Origin of the sequence: Bradyrhizobium sp. NC92 (genome assembly GCF_025200865.1) — a bacterium.
Lineage (GTDB): Bacteria > Pseudomonadota > Alphaproteobacteria > Rhizobiales > Xanthobacteraceae > Bradyrhizobium.
The window spans coordinates 2,228,970-2,253,957 of record NZ_CP104171.1 but is presented as its reverse complement, the minus strand read 5'-3'; the positions used below and the strand labels follow the sequence as shown (position 1 = coordinate 2,253,957).

The 24,988-nt window shown below is 65.9% G+C and carries 24 protein-coding genes and 1 pseudogene; 10 read left to right on the top strand and 15 right to left on the bottom strand.

The genetic code is table 11. The annotated features are described in order from the left end of the window. Positions 1–6 precede the first annotated feature (6 nt). From N2602_RS10530 to N2602_RS10500, 7 genes are all read right to left on the bottom strand, one after another. A complete protein-coding gene (locus N2602_RS10530; RefSeq protein ID WP_260382596.1) occupies positions 7–735 on the bottom strand; it encodes a Crp/Fnr family transcriptional regulator in 729 nt (242 codons plus the stop codon). Between the two features lie 72 nt (positions 736–807). Beyond that, entirely contained in the window at positions 808–2,163 is a 1,356-nt protein-coding gene (locus tag N2602_RS10525; RefSeq protein WP_260382595.1) for an amidase family protein, read from the bottom strand. Positions 2,164–2,223: 60 nt separating this feature from the next. Continuing rightward, positions 2,224–3,234 (bottom strand): ABC transporter substrate-binding protein, encoded by a 1,011-nt coding sequence (locus tag N2602_RS10520; protein WP_172787222.1) that lies wholly within the window; start codon positions 3,232–3,234, stop codon positions 2,224–2,226. Positions 3,235–3,255: 21 nt separating this feature from the next. Next, complete coding sequence (locus N2602_RS10515; RefSeq protein WP_260382594.1) at positions 3,256–4,095, bottom strand: ABC transporter permease; 840 nt, start codon at positions 4,093–4,095, stop codon at positions 3,256–3,258. Further along, positions 4,092–5,390: a M20 family metallopeptidase gene (locus tag N2602_RS10510; RefSeq protein WP_260382593.1), complete on the bottom strand. Its 1,299-nt coding sequence runs from the start codon at positions 5,388–5,390 to the stop codon at positions 4,092–4,094. The genes N2602_RS10515 and N2602_RS10510 overlap by 4 nt, the downstream gene beginning before the upstream one ends. Positions 5,391–5,595: 205 nt before the next feature. Then, positions 5,596–6,192, bottom strand: coding sequence for a histidine phosphatase family protein (locus tag N2602_RS10505; RefSeq protein ID WP_172787219.1), 597 nt, complete (start codon positions 6,190–6,192; stop codon positions 5,596–5,598). Between the two features lie 165 nt (positions 6,193–6,357). Then, the gene (locus N2602_RS10500) at positions 6,358–7,560 is read right to left on the bottom strand and encodes an extensin family protein (protein ID WP_172787218.1); all 1,203 of its coding nucleotides are present in this window, start codon (positions 7,558–7,560) and stop codon (positions 6,358–6,360) included. 146 nt (positions 7,561–7,706) lie between these two features. Here N2602_RS10500 and N2602_RS10495 point away from each other — a divergent pair, with 146 nt between their 5' ends. Beyond that, entirely contained in the window at positions 7,707–7,829 is a 123-nt protein-coding gene (locus N2602_RS10495; RefSeq protein ID WP_257187567.1) for a hypothetical protein, read from the top strand. Between the two features lie 57 nt (positions 7,830–7,886). Here the strand turns inward: N2602_RS10495 and N2602_RS10490 are convergent, their stop codons facing one another. Beyond that, the gene (locus tag N2602_RS10490) at positions 7,887–8,774 is read right to left on the bottom strand and encodes a DUF2147 domain-containing protein (RefSeq protein WP_260382592.1); all 888 of its coding nucleotides are present in this window, start codon (positions 8,772–8,774) and stop codon (positions 7,887–7,889) included. Positions 8,775–8,969: 195 nt separating this feature from the next. Here N2602_RS10490 and N2602_RS10485 point away from each other — a divergent pair, with 195 nt between their 5' ends. After that, entirely contained in the window at positions 8,970–9,749 is a 780-nt protein-coding gene (locus N2602_RS10485; RefSeq protein WP_172787216.1) for a DUF2147 domain-containing protein, read from the top strand. Positions 9,750–10,060: 311 nt separating this feature from the next. Then, a pseudogene (locus tag N2602_RS10480) lies at positions 10,061–11,498 on the top strand (FecR domain-containing protein). Positions 11,499–11,711: 213 nt separating this feature from the next. Here N2602_RS10480 and N2602_RS10475 read toward each other — a convergent pair. Both N2602_RS10475 and asd read right to left on the bottom strand, forming a co-directional pair. Next, a complete protein-coding gene (locus tag N2602_RS10475) occupies positions 11,712–12,275 on the bottom strand; it encodes an NUDIX hydrolase (RefSeq protein ID WP_260382591.1) in 564 nt (187 codons plus the stop codon). Between the two features lie 66 nt (positions 12,276–12,341). Continuing rightward, entirely contained in the window at positions 12,342–13,205 is an 864-nt protein-coding gene (gene asd / locus N2602_RS10470) for an archaetidylserine decarboxylase (RefSeq protein WP_260382590.1), read from the bottom strand. A gap of 35 nt (positions 13,206–13,240) precedes the next feature. On the opposite strand from asd, the gene N2602_RS10465 reads away from it, so the two are divergent. Then, positions 13,241–14,905: an aminotransferase class III-fold pyridoxal phosphate-dependent enzyme gene (locus N2602_RS10465; protein WP_260382589.1), complete on the top strand. Its 1,665-nt coding sequence runs from the start codon at positions 13,241–13,243 to the stop codon at positions 14,903–14,905. A 308-nt stretch (positions 14,906–15,213) separates the two neighbouring features. Here N2602_RS10465 and N2602_RS10460 read toward each other — a convergent pair whose 3' ends face one another. From N2602_RS10460 to N2602_RS10450, 3 genes are all read right to left on the bottom strand, one after another. After that, entirely contained in the window at positions 15,214–15,873 is a 660-nt protein-coding gene (locus N2602_RS10460; RefSeq protein WP_172787213.1) for a hypothetical protein, read from the bottom strand. Positions 15,874–15,993: 120 nt separating this feature from the next. Continuing rightward, positions 15,994–16,683: a methyltransferase domain-containing protein gene (locus tag N2602_RS10455; protein ID WP_260382588.1), complete on the bottom strand. Its 690-nt coding sequence runs from the start codon at positions 16,681–16,683 to the stop codon at positions 15,994–15,996. A 33-nt stretch (positions 16,684–16,716) separates the two neighbouring features. Beyond that, positions 16,717–17,769, bottom strand: a complete 1,053-nt coding sequence (locus tag N2602_RS10450; protein WP_260382587.1) for a glycosyltransferase family 1 protein — start codon at positions 17,767–17,769, stop codon at positions 16,717–16,719. 273 nt (positions 17,770–18,042) lie between these two features. On the opposite strand from N2602_RS10450, the gene N2602_RS10445 reads away from it, so the two are divergent. The 3 genes from N2602_RS10445 (at position 18,043) to N2602_RS10435 (ending at position 20,079) form a co-directional block, all read left to right on the top strand. Continuing rightward, entirely contained in the window at positions 18,043–18,765 is a 723-nt protein-coding gene (locus N2602_RS10445; RefSeq protein ID WP_260382586.1) for a L,D-transpeptidase, read from the top strand. Between the two features lie 93 nt (positions 18,766–18,858). Continuing rightward, entirely contained in the window at positions 18,859–19,287 is a 429-nt protein-coding gene (locus tag N2602_RS10440) for a c-type cytochrome (RefSeq protein ID WP_409241895.1), read from the top strand. A gap of 63 nt (positions 19,288–19,350) precedes the next feature. After that, positions 19,351–20,079 carry a dienelactone hydrolase family protein gene (locus N2602_RS10435; protein ID WP_260382584.1) on the top strand — a complete coding sequence of 243 codons (729 nt, stop codon included), beginning with the start codon at positions 19,351–19,353 and terminating at the stop codon, positions 20,077–20,079. A gap of 1 nt (position 20,080) precedes the next feature. Here N2602_RS10435 and N2602_RS10430 read toward each other — a convergent pair whose 3' ends face one another. Then, positions 20,081–20,356, bottom strand: coding sequence for a hypothetical protein (locus N2602_RS10430; protein ID WP_260382583.1), 276 nt, complete (start codon positions 20,354–20,356; stop codon positions 20,081–20,083). Continuing rightward, the gene (locus N2602_RS10425; RefSeq protein WP_260382582.1) at positions 20,353–21,147 is read right to left on the bottom strand and encodes a DUF899 domain-containing protein; all 795 of its coding nucleotides are present in this window, start codon (positions 21,145–21,147) and stop codon (positions 20,353–20,355) included. The genes N2602_RS10430 and N2602_RS10425 overlap by 4 nt, the downstream gene beginning before the upstream one ends. A gap of 90 nt (positions 21,148–21,237) precedes the next feature. On the opposite strand from N2602_RS10425, the gene N2602_RS10420 reads away from it, so the two are divergent. From N2602_RS10420 to N2602_RS10410, 3 genes are all read left to right on the top strand, one after another. After that, positions 21,238–22,458 carry a helix-turn-helix domain-containing protein gene (locus N2602_RS10420; RefSeq protein WP_260382581.1) on the top strand — a complete coding sequence of 407 codons (1,221 nt, stop codon included), beginning with the start codon at positions 21,238–21,240 and terminating at the stop codon, positions 22,456–22,458. A gap of 29 nt (positions 22,459–22,487) precedes the next feature. Next, positions 22,488–23,126: a PQQ-binding-like beta-propeller repeat protein gene (locus N2602_RS10415; RefSeq protein ID WP_172787204.1), complete on the top strand. Its 639-nt coding sequence runs from the start codon at positions 22,488–22,490 to the stop codon at positions 23,124–23,126. 127 nt (positions 23,127–23,253) lie between these two features. Next, positions 23,254–24,822: a DUF4403 family protein gene (locus N2602_RS10410; protein WP_260382580.1), complete on the top strand. Its 1,569-nt coding sequence runs from the start codon at positions 23,254–23,256 to the stop codon at positions 24,820–24,822. Positions 24,823–24,988: the final 166 nt, after the last annotated feature.

The following is a 24,988-nucleotide window of genomic DNA, read 5'->3' as shown; positions in this document are numbered from 1 at the left end:
CGCGCTTTAGTCAGTGACCTGCTTCCTCAGCGCCGAGAGATCATTCACGACCATCTTGGTCGGGCCGGTCGTGATGATGCCCTCGTCCTGGAGACGGTTGAGAATGAGGCTGATCGACTGCCGCGTCGCGCCGATCATGCGCGCGAGATTGGCCTGCGTGAGGCGGCCGAGCGAGATCGGACCGTTCTCGTCCTGCGCCGCGTTCTCGCACAGCTTCACCAGCAGCAGCACCAATCGTTCCGCAGCCTTCTGCCCAGCCAGCGTCTGCGCCAGCATCGAATAGGTCTCGCCCTTGAAGCCGAGACATTCGATCAGCGCGACTGCGAACGAGGGCGACTGTGCGATCAGGCGGCGGATGGCATCCTGGTCGAGATGCAAAGCTTCGACCCGGCCGAGCGCGCGCGCCGACCAGCTATGGCGGTGATTGCCGAGAATGTAGGGGGCGCCGACGAAGTCGCCGGCTTCCCATGTCGCCAGCATCAGCTCGCGACCTTGCGTGCCGGCATGGGTGCTTTCGACGATCCCGCTCAAAATGACGTGGATGCCGTTCGCCGGCTCGCCTTCGCGCAGCAGATGTTCGCGGTTCTGGTAAGTCGCCAACGTGCCGGTCCGCATCACCAGGTCCAGATCAGACTTGTCCAGCGCCTTCAGCACATAGCGACCCGTTCCGGCGCCTTGCACTTCCGCACAGGGCTCACCCGGATCGGCGACTTTATGCGCATGGCCCCGCCCCACGACCAGTCTCCCTTCGAGTGACGGCTCGAAGGCTAGGAGGTATCGCATCCGATTGCAACGCGGTGCGACCGCTCAACGCACGGCCGCCGATGCCGTGAACGCACAAGCGAGGTCAGCGAGCAGGCGCTCCCGCCCCGCCGGCGCCAGGAACGTGACTCCATAGGGCACGCCGGCCCCGGTCATCGCATTCGGCACCGCAATCGCGGCGAGCCCGAGCGGATTGGCGTAGTTGGTGTAATAGCCGTTGTTGAAATTGGCCGTCAGCGGATCGCGCGCAACTTCATCAATGCTGAGGACGGTGCCGACCGTCGGCACCACCAGCGCATCGTGAGCTTCCCAGAAGCCGCGAAGCTGACGCTGGACGTCCTTCACTTCGTAGAACGCGCGGTAGGCATCGGCGGCCGAGAACTTCCGGCTGCCGAGAACGAGATCGCGCACGATCTTGACCCCTGCACCGGGATGGGCGTCGAGAAAGGCGCCGACCGAAACATCACGCTCCGCAAGAAACGGCCCGAAGAACATCAGATCGTTGATCGAGGTGAATGGCGAGAAATCCACCGGCACGACCGGCAGGTCGAGTCGACGCAGCCGGTGCAGCGCGTCGCCGAACAGCCTCTCCGTCTCTGGATTGCCGAAGAACTTGAGCTGATCAAGGCGCGGCGTTGCGATCTTCAGCGGCCGCGCCGGGGACGCCTGCTCTGTCCAGCCGGCGAACTCCAGCGGCGAAAAGCTGTCCGCGGGATCGCGCCGCGCCAGCACGCGATAGACATCATAGCCGTCGGCGGGATCCCGGGTGTAGAGCGAGATCGTGTCAAAGCTCCGGCACGCATACACCATCCCGCGCTGGCTGAACGCGCCCGGCGCCGGCTTGAAGCCGGTCACGCCGCAATAGGACGCAGGCACCCTGCCCGACCCGCCGGTGTCGGTGCCGAACGCGAAGGACGACGTGCCGGTGGCGACCGACACCGCCGCGCCCGAGCTGGAGCCGCCGGGAATGTAGTCTGCGTTGTATGGATTCCGGGCGATGCCGTAGGGCGAGCGGACGCCGACGAGCCCGGTCGCGAACTGGTCCATGTTGGTCTTGCCGACATAAATCGCACCGGCTGCAATCGCGTCAGCCACCACGGGGCTCGTATCCTCCGCCACATAGGCGAATTCCGGACAGGCCGACGTCGTCTGCTCGCCTGCGACATCGATGCAGTCCTTGACCGAGAATACGAGCCCATAGAGCGGTAGCTCATCGATCTCGCCGACGCGGGCATCGATCGCGCGCGCCGCGGCCATGACGCTCTCGGGCCTTCCCGTCGATATCCAGACACCGCTCTGGTCGGCATCAGTCAGGCGCGACAGCACGTGCGCGGCGACGTCTGACGGCTTCAGCGTGCCGTTGCGATAGGCAGCGCGAAGATGGCGAGGCGAGATATCCATGGCGTCACATGCTTATGGGAACAGGGCGCGCCGGCGAGACAAGCCCGCCGGCAGCAGGCGTCAACGGCCGATCACCTTCTCGATATAGGCCGGCTGGATGAAGGCTTCGAAGCCGGCGCGCGGCAGCAGCTTCGGGAGACGCTCCTGCTTGACCAGGAAGTCGGCCGTGGAGACCAGCGTGTCGACGAACTTGCCCTTCTTTGTCGTTGTGCCGAGATATTCCTCGGTGAGCTGCTGGTTGCAAGGGACCATGCCCGTGCCCTTCATCATCCGCATCGCATCGGGCAGCGGCAGCGAAAGCTCCTCGGCGATGATCTCGGCCGTCTTCTCCGGGTTCTTCAGCCAGAAATCGATCCCCTCGCATTCGGCCTTGATGAACTTCTCGACGTAGGACGGATATTTTTCCGCAAAAGCATTCATCACGACGCCGATGTCCCAGGTCGGATAGCCGCGCTTGGTCATCTCACCCGAGGTGATCAGGATCTTGCCGCCGTTCTTGACGGCCTTGTCGAGGTTCGGCTCCCAGAACCAGGCGGCATCGATATCGCCGCGAAGCCAGGCGGAGGCGATGTCCGAGGGTGCGAGATCGATAATCTTCAGCGAGGCAGGATCGACGCCGTCGTCCTTCAATGCCTGCAACAGCAGGTAATGTGTGGTGGATCCGAACGGCGCGGCGACCGTCTTGCCTTTAAGATCTTTAAGCGAATTGATGTTCTTGTCGGTGCGCACCACCATCGACTCGACATAGTCGAGCAGATTGATCACCAGGATGCCCTTGATCGGCAGGGCCCGGGTCGCGCCGATCGCGGTCGGAGGATTGCCGAGGCCGCCGAAATCGACGTCGTTTCCGGCGATCGCGCGCAGCATGTCGCCGCCGCCACCGATCTTGACGTATTTGATGTCGACACCAGGCATCTCCTTGGCCAGCAGGCCGAGATGCTTGGTGACGAGCTGCGCGTTCACCAAATTCAGATAGCCGACGGTCACCTTGGCCGGCTTGTCCTCGGCACGAGCGGGGGCCGAGAGCGTCAGCGCAGCGAATGCAAGCGTCGCAACCAGTCTCTTCATCATCTCATCTCTCCTCGATCAGGATCAGGTTCGGACCCACGGCATCAGTAATTTCGCAATTCCGCGCATCATCAGGTCGAGCACGACGCCGGTCAGGCCAAGCACGATCAGGCCCATGATCACGACGTCGGACAGCAGGAATTTCGCGGCATCCCAGATCATCCAGCCGATGCCGGCGGAGGCCGCGACGATCTCGGCGGCGACGAGGACGGTGTAGGTGAAGCCGAGCGAGATGCGCATCCCGGCGAGGATCAGTGGTCCCGCTGCGGGCAGGTAGACGTGAAAGAGCAGGTGGCGCCGGGTTGCGCCAAGGGATTGCGCGGCACGCACGTAGACGGGATCGACGCTGGTGACGGCCTGGATCGTCGAAATCACGATGCCGGGCAGGCCTGCAAGGAACAACAACGACAGTTTGGAGCTCTCGCCGATGCCGAGCCACATCACCAGCAACGTATAGAGCCCGAGTGGCGGTAGCGGACGATAGAACTCGATCAGCGGATTGAGCAGCGCACGGGCATTTTTCGAGACGCCCATGAGCACGCCGAGCGGAATGCCGACGAGACAGGCCAACGCGAAGGCCACGAGGATGCGGTAGAGGCTGGCGCCGAGATGCTGAAGCAGCGTGGCGCCCTGGTAGCCCTTCGTCATGGTCTTGACGAATGCCGCCCACACCGCCTGCGGCTTCGGCAGGAACAGTTCGTTGGCCCAGCCCATCTCCGTAACGATGACCCACGCGGCCAGCAGCAGGGCGACGGTGAGGGTCGAGAGCAGCACCGACCGCGACACTGTTGGCAGCCGCAAGCTGCCCCGCCGTGTACGGTCGGCCGAGATCGGAATGGCCATGGGACTTGCCTCGACGCTCATGTGCGCACTCCCAAGATCTGCATGATGGTCAGTGCATAGATCCGCGTTGCCATCACCGACTTGGTGATCGAGATGTTCTCGTTGTCGACGGCCCAGCCGTCCTCGCCCGGACCGAAGGTGACCGCATTGATGCCTGCTTCGCGGAAGCGGATGGTGTCGTTGAAGGCATTCTTGCGATTGACGCCGGGCTCACGGCCCATCAGCCGCCGATACACCGCACGAAGCGAACGGCAGGGCTCCTCCTCGACCGGCACCGGCTCGGTCGCGTTGACGAACAGCGAGCCGGGCACCTGGCGCACTCCGACCTTGACGTCGTTGATTCCGGCAAATGTTTCCAGCCCGAGCCGCTCGATGTCGGAGATCACGCTGGCGAGCGTCATGCCCGGCACGATGCCGACCACCGCGAGCGTGATGGTGCAGGCATCCGGCGAGAACTGCATCTCGCCGGGCAGGCCGCCACGGATGCGCACCACCGAGCAGCAGGGCGGCGTATGCCCCATGAACTTGCTCGGCACGTGGGTGAACGCCATCTCCTTCAGCTTGGGCAGCAGCTTGCCCGCCTCCATGATGGCGTTGACGCTGATATCGGGCCGCCAAATGTGCGACTTGATTCCCTCGACCGTGATCTCGATCAGGCAGTGGCCGGAATTGGCCACCGAGAGGTTGATGCCCCAGTCTTTGCCGACATCTCCCCAGGCAGTCGGCTCGGCCGTGATCTCGTAGTCGGCAGTGAGACCCACCTTCTCGAGCATGTAGATCGAGCCTTCGGTGCCGTTACGCTCCTCGTCGACGGTGTAGCAGCACATCAAGGTGCCATCGAACGTCACGCCCTCCTCGATCAAGGCCTGCACCGCGAGCAGCGATGCGGCAAGGTTGCCGCGCGTGTCCGACGTGCCGCGCGCGTAGAGCAGATCGCCATGGCGCGTCGCCTTGAACGGATCGAAATCCGTCATGTGCCATTTCTCGGGCTCGACCACCGGATAGGTGTCGAGATGATCGTTCAGGATCAGCGACGGTGCGCCCTCCCGCCCTTTCAGCACGCCGAGCACGTTCGGCCGGTGCGGCTGCGCACTGTGCTTGGTGACCACCATGCCGAGGGCCTCGAGCTTGCCCGCGACCAGCATCGAGATCGCCTCCTCCTCGGCCGGCGGCAGATCGGGATCGAGCGGATTGCCGGAGCGCGGCTGACCGGTTCGGATCAGCTCGGAGGCAAGGTCGAGCCATCGCTGCTCCGTGATGCGCGACAGCACGCGCTGCTCGAGATCGGAGTAGGGCGGGGCGACGGGCATCTGCATGATGGGTTCCGCTGGCTCACAGCGCCGGCTGCGCTGCTTCGTTTCAGCACCATCATTGCAGCGACCGTGCCAATTGCGGGAAAAGCCCGTCCTGGCCCGATTAGCGATTTTGATTCAACGAGTTGGAGGCGAACCGGGACGGCGCAAATTTTTGCGCCTCAACTGGGCTTTGCCGAAGACGCAGCATCCACTGAACAGCCGGGCCTCAGCCGGCCGCTGACCCCAGGTCTTCCATCCTGCGCCATCCATGCAGGATGCGACGCCCTTCCGGCGCGAACGCAAAGTAGTTGCCGCCGCCTGCCGGCTGATCGTGGACGCGATCGATGGAATGGCCGGAATAGTGACAGAACAGCAGCGTGCCGACTGCGCCGTGGCCGACGAACAGGACGTCGCCGGGTCGGTTTCGCGTCAGCACTGCCTCAGCCTCGCGCACGATCCGCGCCTGTGCATCCGCAGCGCGCTCCCAGCCGCGCACGCTGAGATGAGGCGCGGCGAAGAACTGGTCGGCGACAGCTTCGAACTCGGCCGGTTTCAGGAAACCGGTCGCCGAACGGTCGTTTTCGTGCATGGCCTCGCGGATCTCGATCATGAGTCCGAGCCGAGCGGCAATGATCTCGGCGGTCTCGATCGCCTTCCGCTCGCCGCTGGAGACGATCTGCTTGGTGCTTGCGAGCCAGCCTGCATTCGCCAAGGCCTCGGTGCGCGCGCGGCCGAGCGGGCTCAGGCCCCATTGCGGCACCGGCACATCGGGATCGATTTGCACCTGCGGGTGGGTGAGATAGCGGACGATGTCGGCGGTCATAATGAATCTCAGTCTCTCCTCGTCATTGCGAGGAGCTCGCGACAAAATTGCGAAGCAATTTTGCGCTGATGCGACGAAGCAATCCGGACTGCCGCCACGGTGACAGTCTGGATTGCTTCGCTCCGCTCGCAATGACGGTGGAGGTCGATTTTCGCAAGGTAATGCCTAATCGTCGGCGTACTCGTCCTCTTCCCGCTTGTGCATCGTGCTCTTGCGCGCACCGAGTGAACCGGTCACCGACGGCTCGCGCGCACTCGCATAGGGTCTGCGCGACTGGGCGCGCGAGGCGACCTCCTCGCCCGACACCGCGGCGGGCTGGCAGATCAGGCGGCGGCTGGCGCGGCGCATCAGATCGACGTGGATGTGATCGTAGTGGTAGACGTTCGAGCCCGGCGCCAGCACGGTGCTGAAATGCGCGCACGCACCCGACTGCACATCGCGCAGGAATCCCTGCTCTTCCGGCATGCCGCGCCAGCCGTCCTTGATGGTGACGCGGCGTCCGTCAGCGAGCACGAAGGCCGAAATGTCGAGCGCATTGCCGTAGGCGTGCTCTGAAATGTGGGCGTGCGGATTGCCGTTCATGCCGCGGCAGGAATAGGCGGAGATCTGCTTGATCTCGGCGACGCGCACGCCGAACCAGCGCATCGCCGAAGGCTGCACCGTGTCGGCGAGCCAGCGGTCGAGCTCGGACACGATCGGACAGGCGAGCGTCGCTGTCGGCTTGATCGCAACGGGACCGACGCTCGCGACGGGATTGCCCTGCGCAGGACCAAGACGCGGCAGCGGCTGCTGTGCCGGCGCCTGCGAGTAAGGCGCCGGACGAGCCGGATAGCTCGGTGCGTTCATGTAGCGCGCCGCACCCGCGGCATCGGTACCCTCGGGCGGCAGATCGATCTCGTCCTCCTGCGCGGCCACGCCGGGTGCGTTCAGCGACATCGGCCCCGACGATGCACCATAGCCGGCCGGCTGGCGCACCGCGCTCTCGGGATAGTTCGAGCGCTGCGGATAGGACGATGCGGGATAGCCTTGGCTCTGCGGATAGTTCGACTGCGGCTGCACCGGCCAACGCGGCTGGTTGCCGATGCTGCCGGGCGGGCGCAGCGACTCGTCGGCAAAGCCATAGGTGCTGGAGCCTTCGCCGATGGCGGCGACCTTGAGCGGAAACTCGGCGCCGCAGCTGCCAGGCCCGGAGATCGGGTCGATGCGGACGATGTCCGCACTTTCCTTGACTGCGCCCGATTTCAGGCATGCGGCTTCCGCCTCGGCCCGCCACGGTTCGCGTTCGGCCTGGAAGAAGCCGCGACCGCAACCCGCTAGCGAAACAAGGACGATGGAGCCGACGAGATACAAACGAACTCCGCGCGTCATGCACGCACGTTCGGTGAATTTACTTAAAGACTCTTCAACACGTCGATTTCAGCATTCCTTAACCATGCCGGCCGCACTGGCGCGGCCGCTACCGCCAATGAGCGACAGCAAGACTGACTTTTTCGGTGAAAGACTCTCTGTTAACCATGACGGCCGCGGCAAAGCGCGACCAGCGGAGCGACCTCATGACGTTCGCCGGCAGACTGAGCGTGATCACCGCCTACCTCGCCATGGCCTTCGTCGGCGCCATCGTGCTCGGGATGATTTAGAAGCGCTGATCAACACACGACAGTTCGCTCAACCCGCCCTGGAGGGCAGGAAAAACACTACGACCGCGTGCGCGAGGGCTGCGACGAGGCGGTGATCTCCTCCCGCTGCGGCTCGACCCGCGTCCAGTCGTTGCCGGAGCACCAGAAGCGGCCGAGCGCGCAGGCTTCGACGTGCAGCTTCGAGGGACTCTTCAACCTCATCGTCGCGTAATAGGTGTTGCCGCTGGAACGGCTGTAGATGCTCCCGGTCCAGACATCGTGCTTCTTCGGCTTCATATTGACGAGCACGCTCTCGCCCCGGCCCGAGGCTTCACTGAGCGCGTAGCCGCACAATGCGGATCCACAACGCTCGATGCGGACCGTGCCCTTGGCGCCGGCGCTCTCCCATTCGCCGAGCGGCGCATGGCTGTCGTCGCCGCTGACCTGCGCCACAATTGTGGTCTGATCGATCTCGGCGCTGGGGACGATGACCGGCGGCTCGATGCGCGGCGGTTCTAGCGCGGCGGTCTTCGGCCGATCGATCCGCTCCAGATCAACCCGCGGCGGACCGGGGCTCAGCGTCTCCATTCTCGAAATCTCAAAGCTTGGCGCCGGCGGTGGCGCCACGGGCTGCGACGTCGCCGCGGCAAGGACGGGAGGCGCCGGTGGCGGCACGACCACAGCCGCTTGTGGCGGCTTGACCGCTGCCGCCGGACAAGCTGGCTGCGGTGCCTGGACTACCGGCGCGGGCGCCGGCTGCAAGGCCGGTGCTGTGGAGACCTCGTCCGATGGCCGAAGGCCGCGATTGGAGGACACGGTGACACAGGACGAGGATCGGCAATTGCGCGGCGCCTCGACATGAAACCGGTGGCCGCCGATCGAGAACGTGTAGGAGCCGGCCTGCGCGGTCGGCGCCATCGCCAGCAGCGCGATCGATGTACCAAGCCAGCTCGCAAGTCGCGGCATCTGCCTCTCCCTCAGTGTCGCGACGACGTTACGCAGCGCAGGCACGGCCGAATGTGCGCTGCATCACCCAGGCGGCGTCAGGTCGTTGTGACGCCCATCACAGAACGCCAAGCCGCCCCAGCGTAGGGTCGAACCACGCTTCATCCACCAGCGACTTCGGTCCATCTCGGGACCACGCCATTTTCGGAGGTTGTCATGAGCAAGCTCTCCATCGCCGCCACCGCCCTCTTCCTCGCGTCGACCGCCGCCGCGCATGCCGGCAATTCGATTTCGTTCCAGATCGAGGGCCAGCAGATCCGCATCGAGACGCCGCGCAACTGCGCTTCGCTCAATTGCGTGACCATCGTCGCGCCGGGTCTGTCGGACAAGCCGATCAAGCTGAACAACATCAACCTCAAGGGCCTCGGTGGCTCCAAGGACGATGACGTCGACGCCACGCCGGCTCCCGCGCCCACGACGGCGCAACCCGCGCCGGCTCCGGTGCAGCAGCAGCCCATGCCGCAGGCGCCGGTGCAGGCGACCGCGCCGGCCGCGCCCGCCGCCCCAGCCGCGACTGTTGCTGCCGCTCCTTCTATCGGCTTCGACAACTCGCAGCCGGCTCCGGTTGCGGCGCCCGCGCCTGTTGCCGCACCCGCTCCCGTCGCCGCGGCTCCTGCGCCGGCTCCGGTGGCCGCCTCGCCCGTGGCTACGGCGAACTCGCCGATCGGCGTCTGGGCGACCGAAGAGAACAAGGGCAATGTCCGCGTCGAGCAGTGTGGCGCCAATCTCTGCGGCTATGCCGAGAAGACCAATGAACGCATCCTGATCAACATGAAGCCCGAGGGATCGAAGTGGAGCGGCCGCATTCGCGATCCGAACTCCGGCCGCAATTACGACTCGACGATCTCGATGAAGGGTCCGAATGCGATGCGCGTGCAGGGTTGCGCCTTCGGCGGCATGTTCTGCGGAGGCCAGACCTGGAAGCGCGTGAGCTGACGCGCGGAGCGGGTCAGCTCCCACACACGCACACTCTTCGTCATGCCCGGGCTTGTCCCGGGCATCCACGTTCTCAGTGCCGCAAAGCGTGGATGGTCGGGCCTTCGCCGCGCCGTAGCGGCTTCGGCCGCGCAGGCGGGACAAGCCCGGCCATGACGCTGCGGAGAAGACTGAATCCCATTCGCGAGCAACGCGCTCCTTTGAACGTTCGCCTCTCCTGTGCCACACACATTCATCCGTCATTCAGCTCTGTCCGGCTGATATCAACCCATCTCGCCTCACGCTCTCATCGGGACTTCCTCGTGACATCAATGCTGGCTTGGCGCCGCTTCGTGTTCGCGCTCGTGCTGCCGGCATTGCCGCTGGCGGGCAGCAGCGCGGCTCGTGCATCCGAGACGATCGAATTCGCACAGGCGCAGCCGCAAGCCCAGCCAACGCCCGCACCCTCGCCGACGCCATCGGCCGCCCCGACACCGTCCGCAGACGCACAGCCCGCTGCCGTCGAGCCGATCGGCAACGTCGCAACCGTGACGGGGATCGCGACCGTAATCCGCGACAAGAATTCCTATCCGCTGCGCGTGCGCGACGACATCTATCTCAACGACGTCGTGCAGACCTCGTCGAACTCCGCGCTCGGCATCACCTTCAACGACCACCACGTTCAATCTCTCGGCGAGCGCGAAGATCACCATCGACAATTACGTCTATGAAGACGGCGGCAAGCAGAATTCGGCGATCTTCGACGTCGGCAAGGGCACGGTTGCCTTCGTGGCGGCCGCGGTGGCGAAGACGGGCGACATGAAGATCACGACGCCAACGGCAACGCTCGGCATCCGCGGCACCACCGGGGTCGTCGACGTGCCCGAAGGCGCGGCGGCGAACAGGGCGAGCAACGTCAACATCAAGCTCTATCCCGACGCCGACGGCCGCGTCGGCCACATCGATGTCGACGACCGCTCGAGCGGCGCGCGGCTCGGCGCGCTGACGCAAGCCGCGAGCGGCTTTGCGATCCGCCCGGGCGCCGCCACCGCCGGCGTCATGCGTTTTGCGGCCGTGCCGATCACGATCCCCGCGCCGCAGATCGCGCGCGACCGCGGCTTTGTCAGCCAGGTGCATCTGGCGCAGACCGCGGGCCGGCAGATCGTCATCGAGCAGCGCGACTTCCGTCGCGCCAATCCGACGGCGCTCAGCCGCATTCCGCGGCCGGCACAACCGCCGCAGCAGCAACAATTGCGGCCGACGACGGCCCCAGGCCAATTCCCGCAACGGCCGAACGGCCAGCCGCGTCAGGACAACCGTCCGGGTCAGCCGCAGCCGGGCACGCCGGGCCGGCAGGGAACACAGCAAGGCGCGCAGCCGCCGCAGCGGCAGGGACAAGGACAACACGGCGGCGCGGTGCAGCCGGGCACGCCGCGTGCCGGGCAGGGGCAAGGGCAACGGCAACAGGGCGCTGGTCGCCCGACGGGCGCGCCGCGCGCCGGACAGGGCACGGCGCCCAGCAACACGCCGCAAATTCAGCCGCAGCGTGGTGGACAGATTCAGCCCGGAGGAGTCGTGCCGCCGCAACCGGGCGGGACACCGCAGCCGCAAGCGCCGCGCACCGGATCGCAGCTGGGCCAGCCCCCCGCGGTCCAGCAGCCCGGTGGCATCCAGCGCCAGGGCGGATTCCAGCAGCGCCCACCCGCCGCACAACGCCCCGCAGCGCCGCGCAAGCCGGCGCCCGCTCCAAAGGAGAAAGAGCGGCGGTGACAGCGCCGCCCCTTACCCTGAGGAGCGTCGTCGAGCACGATCAGCCTCCTCCGTCATTGCGAGCGCAGCGAAGCAATCCAGAGCCCCTCCGCGGAAAGATTCTGGATTGCTTCGCTGCGCTCGCAATGACGACGTTGAAAGGGCTGCTGCTGCTCACACAGCCGCATTAACTTGCGGATACGTCCTCACCCGCAAGCAGGGCGCGATGACAACTCACGCCTCGCCGCGCAGCCAGGCTTTCACCTTCTGCAACAGGCCTTGCCGCAGTTCGTCGACGGAAGCTGCTTCGGCGGGTGTCAGTGTCTGCAAAGCTGCATCCACGTCGTCGTTCGACGGCGTCGGCTCTTGCCGCGGCGATGGCGGCAGCCCCGCCGCCGCGAGCGCAATCGGGCCGATCTGGGTCAGGAACGCGCGCTCATATTCGCGCGACAGACGCGCGATCGCATCGTCCAGCGTCAGCCAGTCGACCGCCTTGATGTCGTTCATCAGCTTGCGGACCGGACCGCCGTCGGCCTCCATGCGCCAGAAATGCACGACTTTCGAGCGGCCGCCGGACTGGTAGACGAGCGTGCCCAAAAATTCGTGGATGGCGACGTCGTGGCCGGTCTCTTCCAGCACCTCGCGATGCGCGGCTTCCTTCGGCGTCTCGCCGTCGTCGAGCTTGCCCTTGGGCAGGACCCATTCATTGCGCTTGCGCTGACGCACGACTGCAACCAGCGGCACCGCTCCCCGCCGCAACACAATACCACCCGCCGCCATCACCGGCGCCCGCGCCATCACCAAATCCGTATCGTCGAATCGTCCCCGCCGACCATATAGGCGGCGGGGACGGCGGATTGAAGGCTACTTTCTTGTGAGTAGCGCCTGGCCGGCACGAATGCGCGTGCCCTCGGCGATGCCGTCGCAGAAGGTAAAATCGCCGGGCGCGAGGATGATGATGGTCGAGCCATGCTCGAACCAGCCGAGTTCCTCGCCCTTGCTCACCTTGACGTCGCAGGGAAAGTTGACAGGGCCACGGGTCTGCGCGTTCAGCACCATGTCGAGGAAATGCAGGCGGATGCTCGCAACCAGGATGGCCGCCACCTGCACCAGCGTCACCGCTTCGCCGGTCGAAAGATGCGTCCGGATCACCGCGCGCTCGTTCTTGCAGAACAGACGCTCGACCCGCTTCAAGGCGATCGGGTTGACGTTCCAGACGTCGCCATGGATCAGCGTGACACGTTCGATATGCGCGTCATAGGGCGCATGGAAGCGGTGATACATGCTCGAGGTCAGCCGCAGCGTGACGAAGGAGCCGTTGCGGTGCTGCTCGACCAGCGCTGAGTCGCCAAGCAAGTCCAGCAGCGAATAGGGCGCGCCCTTGACCTGGAACAGCTCGGTGTCGGCGATCTTTCCATGAGCGCCGACGATGCCGTCCGAGGGGCTTGCGACAATGGATGGGTCGGGATCAAACGGCCGCAGGCCCGGCTTCAGCTCCCGGGTGAAGCAGTCGTGCAGGCTCCTGAAATGAGACTTGCGCGCCTCCGACAGGTCGAGGTCGGAGAACAGCTTCCACAGCGCGATCGAGAAGTCCCGCACCAGGGGATTCTCGATCTTGGAGAACCAGCCCATGAAGCGGGTCAAGGCCGCGCGGGGGATGCGGTTGGTCAACAGGAAGTTGAGGTCTTCCTGCTGGGTGAAAGAGGCGATGAGGGCTTTGACTGTCATGAATCTGTCAGCTCACAGTATTAGCGCTTGTTGTCATGGAAACGACACTCCCGATTCTCTCGATGTCCGTGGCCGCCGCAGCGTCCGCTGCCGCCGTCCTCCCGAAGATCAAGGCGCGGGTTGAACTCTCCCGCGCCAAGCACCGCTCGCTCGCGGGGCACTCCAAGATGTCGCGCCGGGTGGCAAAGCTGCTCCCGTTCTACGAGTTCGAAGGCGACAAATATTTCGGTTGCGACGGCGCGCCCGCGAACATCGTGGCCCAGCGCAAGGACGCCTTCTTCCGCCTCGCAGCTCTCTACGCCGAGCGTTACCCCAAGGGCCGCGCGATGACGAAGGAAGCGGCTGAGACGATCTCCGACCTGAACTTCACCGAGAGCTACCGCGTGCCGTTCCAGTTCTCGCGCCTGGTGCGCGAGCATCTGGGCACCTCGACCTTCATGGAATCCTCGCGCGGCGTCACCGTCACCGATGTCGACGGTAACACTGCTTACGACCTCACGGGCTCCTACGGCGTCAACATCTTCGGCAACGATTTCTACAAGGAGTGCATCGAGGGCGCCGAGAGGCGCGCACATGCGCTCGGCCCCGTGCTCGGCCCCTACCATCCCGTCATCCTCGAGAATGTGCAGCGGCTCTGCCAGATCTCGGGCCTCGACGAGGTCTCGTTCCACATGTCCGGCACCGAAGCCGTGATGCAGGCGGTGCGGCTGGCGCGCTACCACACCAAGCGCACGCATCTCGTTCGCTTCGCCGGCGCCTATCACGGGTGGTGGGGCGACGTGCAGCCGGGCGTCGGCAATCCCATTCCTGCGCACGAGACCTACACCCTCGCCGAAATGTCGGAGAAGACTCTGCACGTCCTGCGCACGCGCAAGGACATCGCCTGCGTGCTGGTCAACCCGCTGCAGGGGCTGCATCCCAACGCCAACGCACCCGGCGATTCCTCGCTGGTCGATTCCTCCCGCGGCGGCAATTTCGATCGCGCGGCGTACACCGAGTGGCTGAAGAAGCTGCGCGAGGTTTGCGACCAGCGCGGCATCGTGCTGATCTTCGACGAGGTCTTTGTCGGCTTCCGCCTCGCCGCCGGCGGCGCCCAGGAATATTTCGGCGTCAAGGCCGACATGGTGACCTACGGCAAGAGCCTCGCCGGCGGCCTGCCGGTCGGCGTGGTCTGCGGCAAGCGCGAATTGATGCGCCGCTTCCGCGACGACCGCCCCGCCGACATCTGCTTCGCCCGCGGCACCTTCAACTCGCACCCCTACGTCATGACGGCGATGGACGAGTTCCTGAGCCGCCTCGCCAGCCCGAACTTCCGCGCCGTCTATGACGGGCTGGAGGAGACCTGGAACGGCCGCGTCAGGAAGCTCAACGAGATGATGCAGGATGCCGACCTGCCGGTGCGCTTCGCCAACTTCTCCTCGATCTGGACGGTGAAATACACCACGCCGTCCCGCTACAATTGGATGCTGCAATATTATCTGCGCGCCGAAGGCCTGGCGTTGAGCTGGGTCGGCACCGGCCGGCTGATCTTCAGCCTCAACTACACCGACGCCGACTTCACCGAGGTCGCCGACCGCTTCGTCCGCGCCGCGCAGAAGATGAAGGCCGACGGCTTCTGGTGGCACGACGGCGCGCTCACCAACAAGCAGATCAAGCGCCAGATCCTGAAAGAGATGCTGGCCAAGCGCTTCGGGCGCTGAGGCCCTTCCCCTTACAACCGTCATTCCGGGGCGAGGTCCATCCTCCCCCTCTCCCCGCTTGCGGGGAGAGGGTTGCGGTGAGGGGGACTCTCCGCGCGCGCGGTGAAAGTTGGCGGACGACCGTCTGGCAGCGCCCCCGCAGAGACTCCCCCTCACCCGGATCGCATCTACGACGCGTTCCGGCCTCTCCCCGCAGGCGGGGCGAGGCGAAGAAGCCGCAGCGACTGCCCCCCACACGTGGATGCCCGGGACAAGCCCGGGCATGACGCAACCATTGGACATCGAAGTGCTTGGTGGGACCAGCGCGCTCAGGCGTGCTGCTCTTCGAGCACGGGCTCGTCGATGAAGCCCAGTGTGTGCTCGGGGTTGAGGTGCAGGCCGGGGTCCATCAGTTCGCCGCGCATCAAGGCGAGCGGAGCGCCGCGATAGAGCATCAGGTCGTGGAAGGGGTCGGTCAGGATCTTGGTCATCCAGACGAGGCCGGTCTCGACGTCACGGATGAAGAACAGATGCACGGTGCGGAACAACAGGCCGCCGCCGCCGACCACGAGCCAGATCTTCGCCACCTGCCGCATGAAATCGGTCGCGCTGGCCCACGGCGTGAACAGGCCGAACAGGGTGGGATCGATGACCAGGACCAGCGGCGACAGCGCCCAGATCGCCATCAGCACCACCTTGCGCTGTAGATTGTAGCCGACCTTGATCTCTTCCTTGTACTCGTGCGTCGCCTGGTTGATGTGGTCGTAAGTGTGCGGCTCGAAGAAGAAGTGGCCGGCCTGGCGCGAGGTCATCGAGACCAGCCAGCCGACCAGGGCGGAGACGACGGGATCGATGAACAGCCAGACATAGGCGAAGAGGAAGCTCAGCGCGCTGACGAAGTGCAGGCTCTGATTGATGCGGCTGTGGTGATAGTAGCGATGGTCGTCCCAGCGCTGGATCCGCAGCTGCTCGAGATAGTTCTTGATCATGCTCTCCCCCAAAATGCTTTCGGGTTCAGGATTTACAGAGATTCGATGTAGGCCGTGTGACATCATCATTTTGTCATGTGACGATGTGCAGCGGCGCGATGACGCACGCGACGCGTGAGCTCACGCTGCCTTGGCGACGTCGATCTTGCGGAAGCGCACCAGCGAGAAGTGCCCCAGCGGCGGAATCAAGCGGCGCTCGGCAAGCTCGATGCCGCGCGCGCCGGCGAGCCATTTGGCGTAGCGCGACCAGGCGAACTCGGCGGTGCGGAAGCCGAGCGGACGCACCACCGGCTGCAGCTTCTGCTCGATGAAGCGGCGCATGCCGGTGTCGGCGCTGACGCGGGTGAGGATGATCAATTCGCCGCCCGGACGCAGCACGCGGGCGAATTCGTCGAGCGCCTTCTCCGGGTTCGGCACGGCGGTGACGACGTATTGCGCCATCACGACGTCGAACGAGTTGTCGGGGAATTCGAGCTTCTCGGCGTCCATCACCGCGAGGCCCTCGACGTTCTTCAGATTGCCTTCGCTGACGCGGCGGCGCGCCTTGTCCAGCATCGCTTCCGAGATGTCGGTGCCGAAGATGCGCAGGTTCGGCGCGTAGAGCGGCAGCGAGATGCCGGTGCCGACGCCGACCTCGAGCACGCGGCCGCCGATCTTGTTGGTGGCCGCAATCGCGGCCTGCCGGCCCTTGGCGAACACGCCGCCGAACACGAGATCATAGACCGGCGCCCAGCGGTCATAGGCCTGCTCGACCGTGCCGCGCGTGAGGTCGAGCTGCTGGGTGCCGTCAAGGTTCATGATCTTAGCCATCGATGAGGTTCTCGCTGTGGTTCGAATGGACGATCAACCGCGTACCGGCCGCCGCGCCATGCGAGGCGAGGCGCGCAGGACGCGGCTGGGCTGCAGTGAGGTGAGGTTGCCGACGAACTGGCGCGCGCTGTTCTCCCAGGAGCGCTCCAGCGCGAAATTGCGGCAGGTCTGACGCGACATGGTGAGCGCGCGCAGGCACGCGGTGCGCAGATCGTGGTCGATGGCGCCGATCGGATGATCGGCAATGACGTCCTTCGGTCCCGTGACCGGAAACGCCGCAACCGGCGTGCCGCAGGCGAGCGCCTCGAGCTGCACCACGCCGAACGTATCGGTCAGGCTCGGAAACACGAACACGTCGGCGGAGGCGAGGTGCGCGGTGAGATCCACACCCTTCTTCTCGCCGAGGAATACCGTGTCCGGATATTTCTTCTCCAGCGCCGCCTTCTGCGGGCCGTCGCCGACGACGACCTTGGTGCCGGGCAGGTCGAGCGAGAGGAACGCTTCGAGATTCTTCTCCACCGCCACGCGCCCCATCGTCATGAAGATCGGGCGCGGCAGGTCGAGCTCAGCCGGAGCGTCGGGATGAAACAGCTCGGTGTCGACGCCGCGCGTCCAGAAGCCGAGCCGCTTGAAGCCGCGCTCGGACAACTCCTGCCGCAGCGAAGGCGTCGCCACCATCGTCATCGCGGCGGCATCGTGGAAGTGGCGCAGCACCGCATAGCCGACGCCAGCGGGGATGCCGGTCCGCACCGAGACGTATTCCGGAAAGCGTGTCGTGTAGGAGGTGGTGAAAGCGAGCCGGTTGCGGCGGCAATAGGCACGCGCGGCCCAGCCGATCGGGCCTTCGGTGGCGATATGCAGCGCCTCCGGCGCGCACCTCTCGATCCGCCGCGCGATCTCCTTTCCGCTCGGCAGCGCAAAGCGCAGGCCCGGATAGGTCGGCAGCGGCCAGGACGGAAAGCCGTCGGGGGTGAGGAAGTCGATCTCGACATCGAGGGCCTTGGCCGCATTCGCCAGCGAGGTCAGGGTGCGCACCACCCCATTGACCTGCGGATGCCAGGCGTCGGTCGCGATTAATACCCGCATGGGAAAATCCCGAGAGTTTGATGATTCTCAGGCATCGACCATCAACGAAGGATATTTCAGGCGTGTGACGTCACAGAAGGGTCGGCGTGCTGTTTTGTTCGTTAACGGGCCCGCGGAGCCACGAAACTGTCATGAAACAATTCTTGCCGCCGTGAAACCGTTTTCGGTTTTCCGCGCAAATGTCCCGAAACGTTTTGCCGTTAGGACTTTAGGCAACGGAGCACCGCAATGGTGCCGCGGTGAGCAAAACACCGAGCAAACAGGGGCGATCACATGTTCAATCTGGACACGTTCAAGACGCTTTCGCGCGCGGTTGCGCTCAGTGCAGTCGCGGTCTCCGCCATCGCGTTCGCTAGCGCAGCCAAGGCGGCGCCGGTGCAGATCTTCCCGTTCTTCCAGCCGCTGCCGCCGATGACCGCGCCGCAGCCGCTGCAGCCCTATCAACCGTATCAGCCCTATCAGGCGCCCTACCAGACCGAGCCGTCCGAGGATCAGGACGCGGTCGAGATGCCGGCCCGCTTCCGTCGCCAGACCGTCTCTTACGCAACGCGCGAAGCCCCGGGCACGATCATCATCGATACGCCCAACACCTATCTCTATTACGTGCTCGGCAATGGCCAGGCGCTGCGCTACGGCATCGGCGTCGGCCGCGACGGCTTCACCTGGTCCGGCGTCCAGTCGGTGAGCCGCAAGGCCGAGTGGCCGGCCTGGACTCCGCCGCCGGAGATGATCGCCCGCCAGCCCTATCTGCCGCGCCACATGGCCGGCGGCCCCGGCAACCCGTTGGGGGCCCGCGCGATGTATCTCGGCGGCACCATCTACCGCATCCACGGCACCAACGCCCCCGAAACCATCGGCAAGCGCGTCTCCTCCGGCTGCATCCGCATGACCAACGGGGACGTCACCGACCTCTATTCCCGAGTCAACGTCGGCACCAAGGTGATCGTGCTGCCGATGACCGAGCGTCGTGCAGACCTCGGCGCCACGAACCGCTAAAACGACAGGACATCATGACGCGAACGGCCCCGGAACCCACCGGGGCCGTTTTCGTTTGCCCTCGACATCCCGCGTGCTGCGGCGCGATCCCCGATGGAGGCGCAAATGCGACCACGAAGGCACCCCTCGCAACGCCCATGGCTGCACGCCGGCGCCGGAGCACTGGCGCTGCTCGTGTCCGCGCCCTGCTCGATCGCGCAGCAACCCGCGGGTGACGACACGGGCCAGCAGGCCTTCAACAATTCCTGCCGCACCTGCCACTCCATGAAGGAGGGCGACAATCGCCTCGGTCCCAATCTGAACAAGATCGTCGGACGCAAGGCCGGCTCGCTGCAGGACTACAATTACTCCTCGTCGATGAAGGACGCCGGCTTCGCCTGGGACCAGGACAAGCTCACCCGCTTCATGGTCAAGCCGGACGAGGTCGTGTCCGGCCACAAGATGCAGCCCTATGGCGGTATCTCGGCGGAAGAGGCCACCCGCGTGATCGCCTATCTGCAATCGGCGGCAGGGCAGCGCTAGAGGCAGCACTTGCGCAGGCTTGCGGTTGCTCGCTAGCCTGGCTTCAGCAGCCATGGCACGCGCATGACACAAACACCCTTTCCCTATCGCGATAACACCGCCGAGCTCCAGGGCATCCTGGTCACGGACGACGCAACATCAGGCCGGCGCCCCGGCGTCGTGCTGTTTCCCGACGCCCGCGGAATCGGGACGCATGCGATCACCTGCGCGGAACGACTGGCCGGGCTCGGCTTCGCCGTGCTGGTGGCCGATCTCTATGGCGGCGGCAGGACGGCGCCCGACGTCCCCGAAGCGATCAAGCTGATGAACGAGCTGCGAGCCGACGAAGAGCGCTGGCGCGGGCGGGCCCAGGCGGCGCACCTCGCCCTGTCAGGGCACGAGGCGGTCGACGTCATGACGCTTGCCGCCATCGGCTATTGCTTCGGCGGCACCACCGCGCTCGAGCTGGCGCAAACCGACGCGACGCTCGCCGCAGTCGTCTCCTTCCATGGCGGACTCACGAGCCTGAAGCCGGATCGTGCTGCCCATATCAAGGCCAAGGTTCTGGTCTGCCACGGCGCCGCCGATGCGCTGGTGACGATGGCCCAGCTTGGGAGCTTCGAGGAGCATATGCGCAGGACCGGCGTGGACTGGCAGGTCAACGTCTATGGCGGCGCGGCGCATGGCTTCACCAATCCGGAGCTCGTCGGCGCCGCCTTGCCGAACCACGCCTACCATGCCGCCGCGGATCGGCGGTCATGGGCCGCGATGCTCGGCCTGTTCGAGGAAGTGTTTGGGCTGAAGCTGCGCTAGTCTAGGCGGCTGCGCCCCGCCACTCCGCGATCAACCTCAGCCACGCCGCTGCATGAAACGCGCTCATCAGGAGATACATCGGCACCATCCCGCCTAGCAGCGAGCCCTGCCCGGCGCCGCACAGCATGTCCGCCGGGCCACCGCCGAGCATGGCCGTCAGCAGCGCCATCATCGCGAAGGTCGGCGTGGCCGCCAGGCCCAGCCATCTGGCGAGGTGGCGCGCGGCCGCCACAGCGTCGGGGCTGACGCCGGGGGCCGCGCTGACCGGACCGGTCATTGCCGTTCTCCTGCGGCCTCCTCGCGGAAGGCTTTCTCGCCGGCGTCCGAGATCTCCACCCACCGCTTGTCGGGCGCCGCACCGTCTGTGTAGCTGTCGTGCCAGTTCCACCATTTGTAGGTCGGGGTCTGCGGATAGCCCGGAGGCGAATCCTCCCAGACCTCCTGCCGGCCGAGCGGGGTGATGTCGAGATAGTTCCAGGTGCCGCCCATCTGCTCGTCGCCACGGCTCTTGACGAAATAGGTGCGGAAGATGCGGTTGCCGTCGCGGTAGAACACGTTGGTGCCGTGCCATTCGTCCACGCCGAAATCGGCATCGAAGCTGTCGGTGACCGTGACCCAGGGCATGGTCCAGCCCATCCGCTGCTTCAGCCTGATGATGTCGGCCTGCGGCGCGCGCGAGGCGAACACCAGCGTGGTATCGCGGGCGTTCAAGTGCGAGACATGGGCGACCTGGTCGGCCACCATGGAGCAGCCGCGGCAGGCATGATCGGGCCAGCCGAACACGCCGGGCTCGAAGAAGGCGCGGTAGACGATCAGCTGTCGCCGGCCCTGGAACAGATCAGCCAGGCTGACCTTGCCGCCGGGCCCCTCGAACGCATAGGTTTTGCTAACTTCCATCCATGGCATGCGCCGGCGCTCGGCGGCCAGGGCGTCGCGGGCACGGGTATGCGCCTTTTCCTTCACGAGCAGTTGCTGGCGGGCGGCCTCCCAGTCGTGCGCCGACACCACCGGCGGGGTCTGCATGGCGGTCTGTCCGTTGGTTCCGGCCTTTTCTGCTGATGTCATCATGACTCTCCAAAGCTTTTGCTTGACGTCCTGCCAACGATTTCTGGCACCAAGCGGTTGCGCGGTGGGAGTAACAAGTGTGGCGGGATTGACATGGAGTCGCTGATCACGGCCGCCGCGCGCGCATTGGAGGCCGGCGATCCGCTTGGCGCGCTGAACCGCGTCGCGCTGCGCAACGACGCACCGTCGCTGGCGCTGCGCGGCATCGCGATGGCGCAGCTCGGCGATCTCGCCAAGGCCAAGGCGCTGCTGCGGAGCGCTGCGCGCGCCTTCGGACCGCGCGAGGCGGTGGCCCGCGCAAGATGCCTGGTGGCCGAAGCCGAGATCGCGCTGGTCTCGCGCGATCTGAACTGGCCGGTGAAGACGCTCGCGGCGGCCCGCGCGACGCTCGAAAAGCACGGCGATCTCGTCAATGCCGCCCATGCAGGCCATATCGAGGCGCGCCGCCTGCTTCTGGTCGGGCGCCTTGACGAGGCCGAGCGCACGCTGGCCGAGGTCCGTCCCACGCCGCTCCCGCCCGCGTCCCAAGTCGTCCGCGAACTCGTGGTCGCCGGCATCGCCATCAGGCGACTCAGAACGAAAGACGCGCGCGCGGCGCTCAGCCGCGCGGCTGACGCGGCGCGCCTTGCCAGCATCCCGGCGCTCCTGGCCGAGGTGGACAGCGCGAACCTGATCCTCGTCACGCCGGCAGCACGCCTGATCGCGCGCGGCAGCGAACATCCGTTGTTGCTGGGAGAGGTCGAACGGCTGGCGACCTCGACGGCGCTCGTCGTGGACACCTTCCATCACGTTGTGCGCAGGCAAGGCGTCGCGGTGTCGCTCGGAACGCGTCCCGTGCTGTTCGCGCTCGCGCGTCTCCTGGCGCAGGCATGGCCCGCGGATGTCTCGCGCGAGACGCTGATCTCGGGCGCATTTCAAGCCAGGCACGCCGACGAATCGCACCGCGCGCGCTTGCGCGTCGAGATCGGACGGCTCCGCACCCAGCTCGAGCCACTGGCCGACATCAGCGCGACGCAGCAGGGCTTCGTGCTGGCGCCGCGGAAGACGCGCGACGTCCTCGTGCTGGCGCGGCCCGATGAGGAAAAGCACGCCGCTGTCCTCGCCTTTCTCGCCGACGGCGAGCCATGGTCGAGCTCGGCACTCGCACTTGCGCTTCGCATCAGCCCGCGCACCGTGCAGCGCGCCCTCGAAGACCTGGCGCGGTCGGGCAAGGTGCAATCGTTCGGACACGGACGGGCGCGCCGCTGGATGACACCGCCCGTCCCCGGTTTCCCGACAGGCTTGTTACTCCCCACACCGCTCCTGAAGACATAGGATGCGCGTTAAGCACAGGGATCGAGCACATGAAACGTTCAGCCGCCGAGATCGTCACGGAGTATGGGCCCTTTCCAGGCGTTGAGGCCGTGCATGGCGTCACCTATGACGGCACGCATGTCTGGTTCGCCTCCGGCGACAAGTTGAACGCGGTCGATCCGGCCGACGGCAAGATCGCGCGCTCCATCGACGTCGCCGCTCATGCGGGAACGGCGTTCGACGGAAGGCATCTGTTCCAGATCGCCGAGGACCGCATCCAGAAGATCGATGCGGCCTCGGGCAAGGTGCTCGGCACGATTCCGGCGCCCGGCGGCGGCGGCGATTCCGGCTTGGCCTGGGCCGAGGGCTCGCTCTGGGTCGGACAATATCGCGAGCGCAAGATCCATCAGATCGATCCCGAGACGGGCAAGATCCTCCGCACCATCGAGAGCAAGCGCTTCGTCACCGGCGTGACCTGGGTGGATGGCGAGCTCTGGCATGGCACCTGGGAAGGCGAGGACAGTGATATCAGGCGGATCGATCCTGAAACGGGCAAGGTGCTCGAGCAGCTCGACATGCCCGCTGGCACCATGGTCTCGGGCCTGGAGTCCGACGGCGGTGACCGCTTCTATTGCGGTGGCGGAGATCGCGGCAAGGTGAGAGCGGTCCGCCGTCCGCGGCACGGCTAGCCCCGCAATACGCGGCAACGTCCCGTTCACACCCGTTAACCTTCGCCCCAATTCCACCCCACCGGTGCGCTCTAGCGCCCTCCTCGCCCGCCCTGTAGAATCCCCGCCCGGGCGGCTTGGGGGATTGATGCGTCTGACGTGGAATCTGAAGACTATCCTGATCGACGTCGCGGTGCTCGCGGCGTCGTTCTTCATCAGCCTGAAGGCGATGGACCTGCTGTCGCCGCGCGCGACGAATTCGGCGCCGCCGGTCGCGCAGCTGCCGCCGCTGCCGCCGGCTTCGAAGAGCTCCATCGTGATCGCGCCGGTCGCCATCGCGCTGTCGGCGATCCGCGAGCAGGCCGAGAAAGCCGCGCCGCGCAATTTCGCCGGGAAGGCCGACAACCCGATCTCGCAGATCCTGGAGAACGCCGATATCGGCTGGTCCGCCGTCCGCGGCCCGATGGCGGCAAACGGCGACAAGGACGTGCTGACGATTTCAACCCCGCTCACGGGCAAGCTCAACGTGACGGGCTCGCTGTCGTCGAAGGCTACCGGCGCGCTCGGCGACGCGCTAGGCAGCGTGCTCGGCGGTGACGCCGCGAAGCGGATCGGCGCGGTCAACATCAAGAACCTGAACGCGAGCGCGGAGATCAAGGGCAACGTCGTCGTCACCTCGCGCCCGAAGCTCGCCGCCGCCTGGCATCTGGAGCCCAATCTCGGCGCCCAGGTCAATCTCGGCGACACCAACGTCAACGTCGCCGGCGCCAAGGTCAACGTGCCCGCGCAGGTCAAGCCGCTGATCGACAAGACCGTCGGCGAGCAGATCAACGCCGTCTCCGAGCGCATCCGCAGCGATCCCAGCCTGCGCGAGAATGCCAAAGCGCAATGGATCAAGGCCTGCCGCTCGATCCCGCTGCAAGGATCCAGCGCTTCGGCAGCGCTGCCGCCGCTCTGGCTCGAGATGAAGCCAGTGCGCGCGATCGCGGCGCAGCCGCGCGTCGATGCGCAGGCCGTGACCTTGCTGCTCGGCCTCGAAGCCGAGACACGCGTGACCTCGACGCAGACCAAGCCGGACTGTCCATTCCCCGACAAGATCTCGATCGTGCCGCCGACCGGCACCGGCGTGAACATCGGCGTGCCAATCGACGTGCCCTTCACCGAGATCAACAAGCTGATCACCGCGCAGATGGTCGGCCGCACCTATCCCGAGGACGGCTCCGGTCCGGTCGACGTCACGGTCAAGAGCGCCAACGTCATCCCCTCGGGTGACCGGCTGCTGATCTCGCTTCTGGTGCGCGCCAAGGAGAAGAAGAGCTGGTTCGGCCTCGGCGCCGAGGCGAATGTGCACATCTGGGGGCGGCCGGTGCTCGACCAGGGCCAGCAGACGCTGCGGCTCACCGATATCCAGCTCGCCGTGGAATCCGAGGCTGCCTTCGGCCTGTTGGGCGCCGCCGCCCGCGCGGCGGTGCCGCAGATGCAGCAGGCGCTGCTGCAGAAGGCAACCCTCGATCTGAAGCCGATCGCTGCCAACGCCCGCGAGAAGATCGCGGCCGCGATCGCCGATTACCAGAAGAGCGAGGACGGCCTCAAGGTCGAGGCCAAGATCGACAGCCTCACTCTCGCCGACATCGCCTTCGACTCCAAGACCCTGCGCGTGGTCGCGGAGGCCGGCGGCTCGCTGAACGTATTCGTGACGAAGCTGTCGGGAATGTAGCGCGTCCCCCACTCACCGCAGGGCTATCGCATTTGACGTGTTGCGCGGCCTGCGCGCAGGCCTCGTCCTTCGAGACGGCGCTTACGCGCCTCCTCAGGATGAGGCTATTCGGCGTCGCAGCCCTCTGAGACTGCATCCGCGCACTCCGCCCTCATCCTGAAGGGGG

What these genes read in the sequence shown, in the direction of transcription:
- N2602_RS10455 (WP_260382588.1), bottom strand. Translation starts at nt 16,683, where the DNA reads ATGGCTAAGATCATGAACCTTGACGGCACCCAGCAGCTCGACCTCACG.
- N2602_RS10525 (WP_260382595.1), bottom strand. Translation starts at nt 2,163, where the DNA reads ATGGATATCTCGCCTCGCCATCTTCGCGCTGCCTATCGCAACGGCACG.
- N2602_RS10425 (WP_260382582.1), bottom strand. Translation starts at nt 21,147, where the DNA reads ATGATGACATCAGCAGAAAAGGCCGGAACCAACGGACAGACCGCCATG.
- N2602_RS10505 (WP_172787219.1), bottom strand. Translation starts at nt 6,192, where the DNA reads ATGACCGCCGACATCGTCCGCTATCTCACCCACCCGCAGGTGCAAATC.
- N2602_RS10430 (WP_260382583.1), bottom strand. Translation starts at nt 20,356, where the DNA reads ATGACCGGTCCGGTCAGCGCGGCCCCCGGCGTCAGCCCCGACGCTGTG.
- N2602_RS10500 (WP_172787218.1), bottom strand. Translation starts at nt 7,560, where the DNA reads ATGACGCGCGGAGTTCGTTTGTATCTCGTCGGCTCCATCGTCCTTGTT.
- N2602_RS10410 (WP_260382580.1), top strand. Translation starts at nt 23,254, where the DNA reads ATGCGTCTGACGTGGAATCTGAAGACTATCCTGATCGACGTCGCGGTG.
- asd (WP_260382590.1), bottom strand. Translation starts at nt 13,205, where the DNA reads ATGACAGTCAAAGCCCTCATCGCCTCTTTCACCCAGCAGGAAGACCTC.
- N2602_RS10520 (WP_172787222.1), bottom strand. Translation starts at nt 3,234, where the DNA reads ATGATGAAGAGACTGGTTGCGACGCTTGCATTCGCTGCGCTGACGCTC.
- N2602_RS10435 (WP_260382584.1), top strand. Translation starts at nt 19,351, where the DNA reads ATGACACAAACACCCTTTCCCTATCGCGATAACACCGCCGAGCTCCAG.
- N2602_RS10450 (WP_260382587.1), bottom strand. Translation starts at nt 17,769, where the DNA reads ATGCGGGTATTAATCGCGACCGACGCCTGGCATCCGCAGGTCAATGGG.
- N2602_RS10510 (WP_260382593.1), bottom strand. Translation starts at nt 5,390, where the DNA reads ATGCAGATGCCCGTCGCCCCGCCCTACTCCGATCTCGAGCAGCGCGTG.
- N2602_RS10485 (WP_172787216.1), top strand. Translation starts at nt 8,970, where the DNA reads ATGAGCAAGCTCTCCATCGCCGCCACCGCCCTCTTCCTCGCGTCGACC.
- N2602_RS10415 (WP_172787204.1), top strand. Translation starts at nt 22,488, where the DNA reads ATGAAACGTTCAGCCGCCGAGATCGTCACGGAGTATGGGCCCTTTCCA.
- N2602_RS10465 (WP_260382589.1), top strand. Translation starts at nt 13,241, where the DNA reads ATGGAAACGACACTCCCGATTCTCTCGATGTCCGTGGCCGCCGCAGCG.
- N2602_RS10515 (WP_260382594.1), bottom strand. Translation starts at nt 4,095, where the DNA reads ATGAGCGTCGAGGCAAGTCCCATGGCCATTCCGATCTCGGCCGACCGT.
- N2602_RS10420 (WP_260382581.1), top strand. Translation starts at nt 21,238, where the DNA reads ATGGAGTCGCTGATCACGGCCGCCGCGCGCGCATTGGAGGCCGGCGAT.
- N2602_RS10475 (WP_260382591.1), bottom strand. Translation starts at nt 12,275, where the DNA reads ATGGCGCGGGCGCCGGTGATGGCGGCGGGTGGTATTGTGTTGCGGCGG.
- N2602_RS10445 (WP_260382586.1), top strand. Translation starts at nt 18,043, where the DNA reads ATGTTCAATCTGGACACGTTCAAGACGCTTTCGCGCGCGGTTGCGCTC.
- N2602_RS10495 (WP_257187567.1), top strand. Translation starts at nt 7,707, where the DNA reads ATGACGGCCGCGGCAAAGCGCGACCAGCGGAGCGACCTCATGACGTTC.
- N2602_RS10460 (WP_172787213.1), bottom strand. Translation starts at nt 15,873, where the DNA reads ATGATCAAGAACTATCTCGAGCAGCTGCGGATCCAGCGCTGGGACGAC.
- N2602_RS10440 (WP_409241895.1), top strand. Translation starts at nt 18,859, where the DNA reads ATGGAGGCGCAAATGCGACCACGAAGGCACCCCTCGCAACGCCCATGG.
- N2602_RS10490 (WP_260382592.1), bottom strand. Translation starts at nt 8,774, where the DNA reads ATGCCGCGACTTGCGAGCTGGCTTGGTACATCGATCGCGCTGCTGGCG.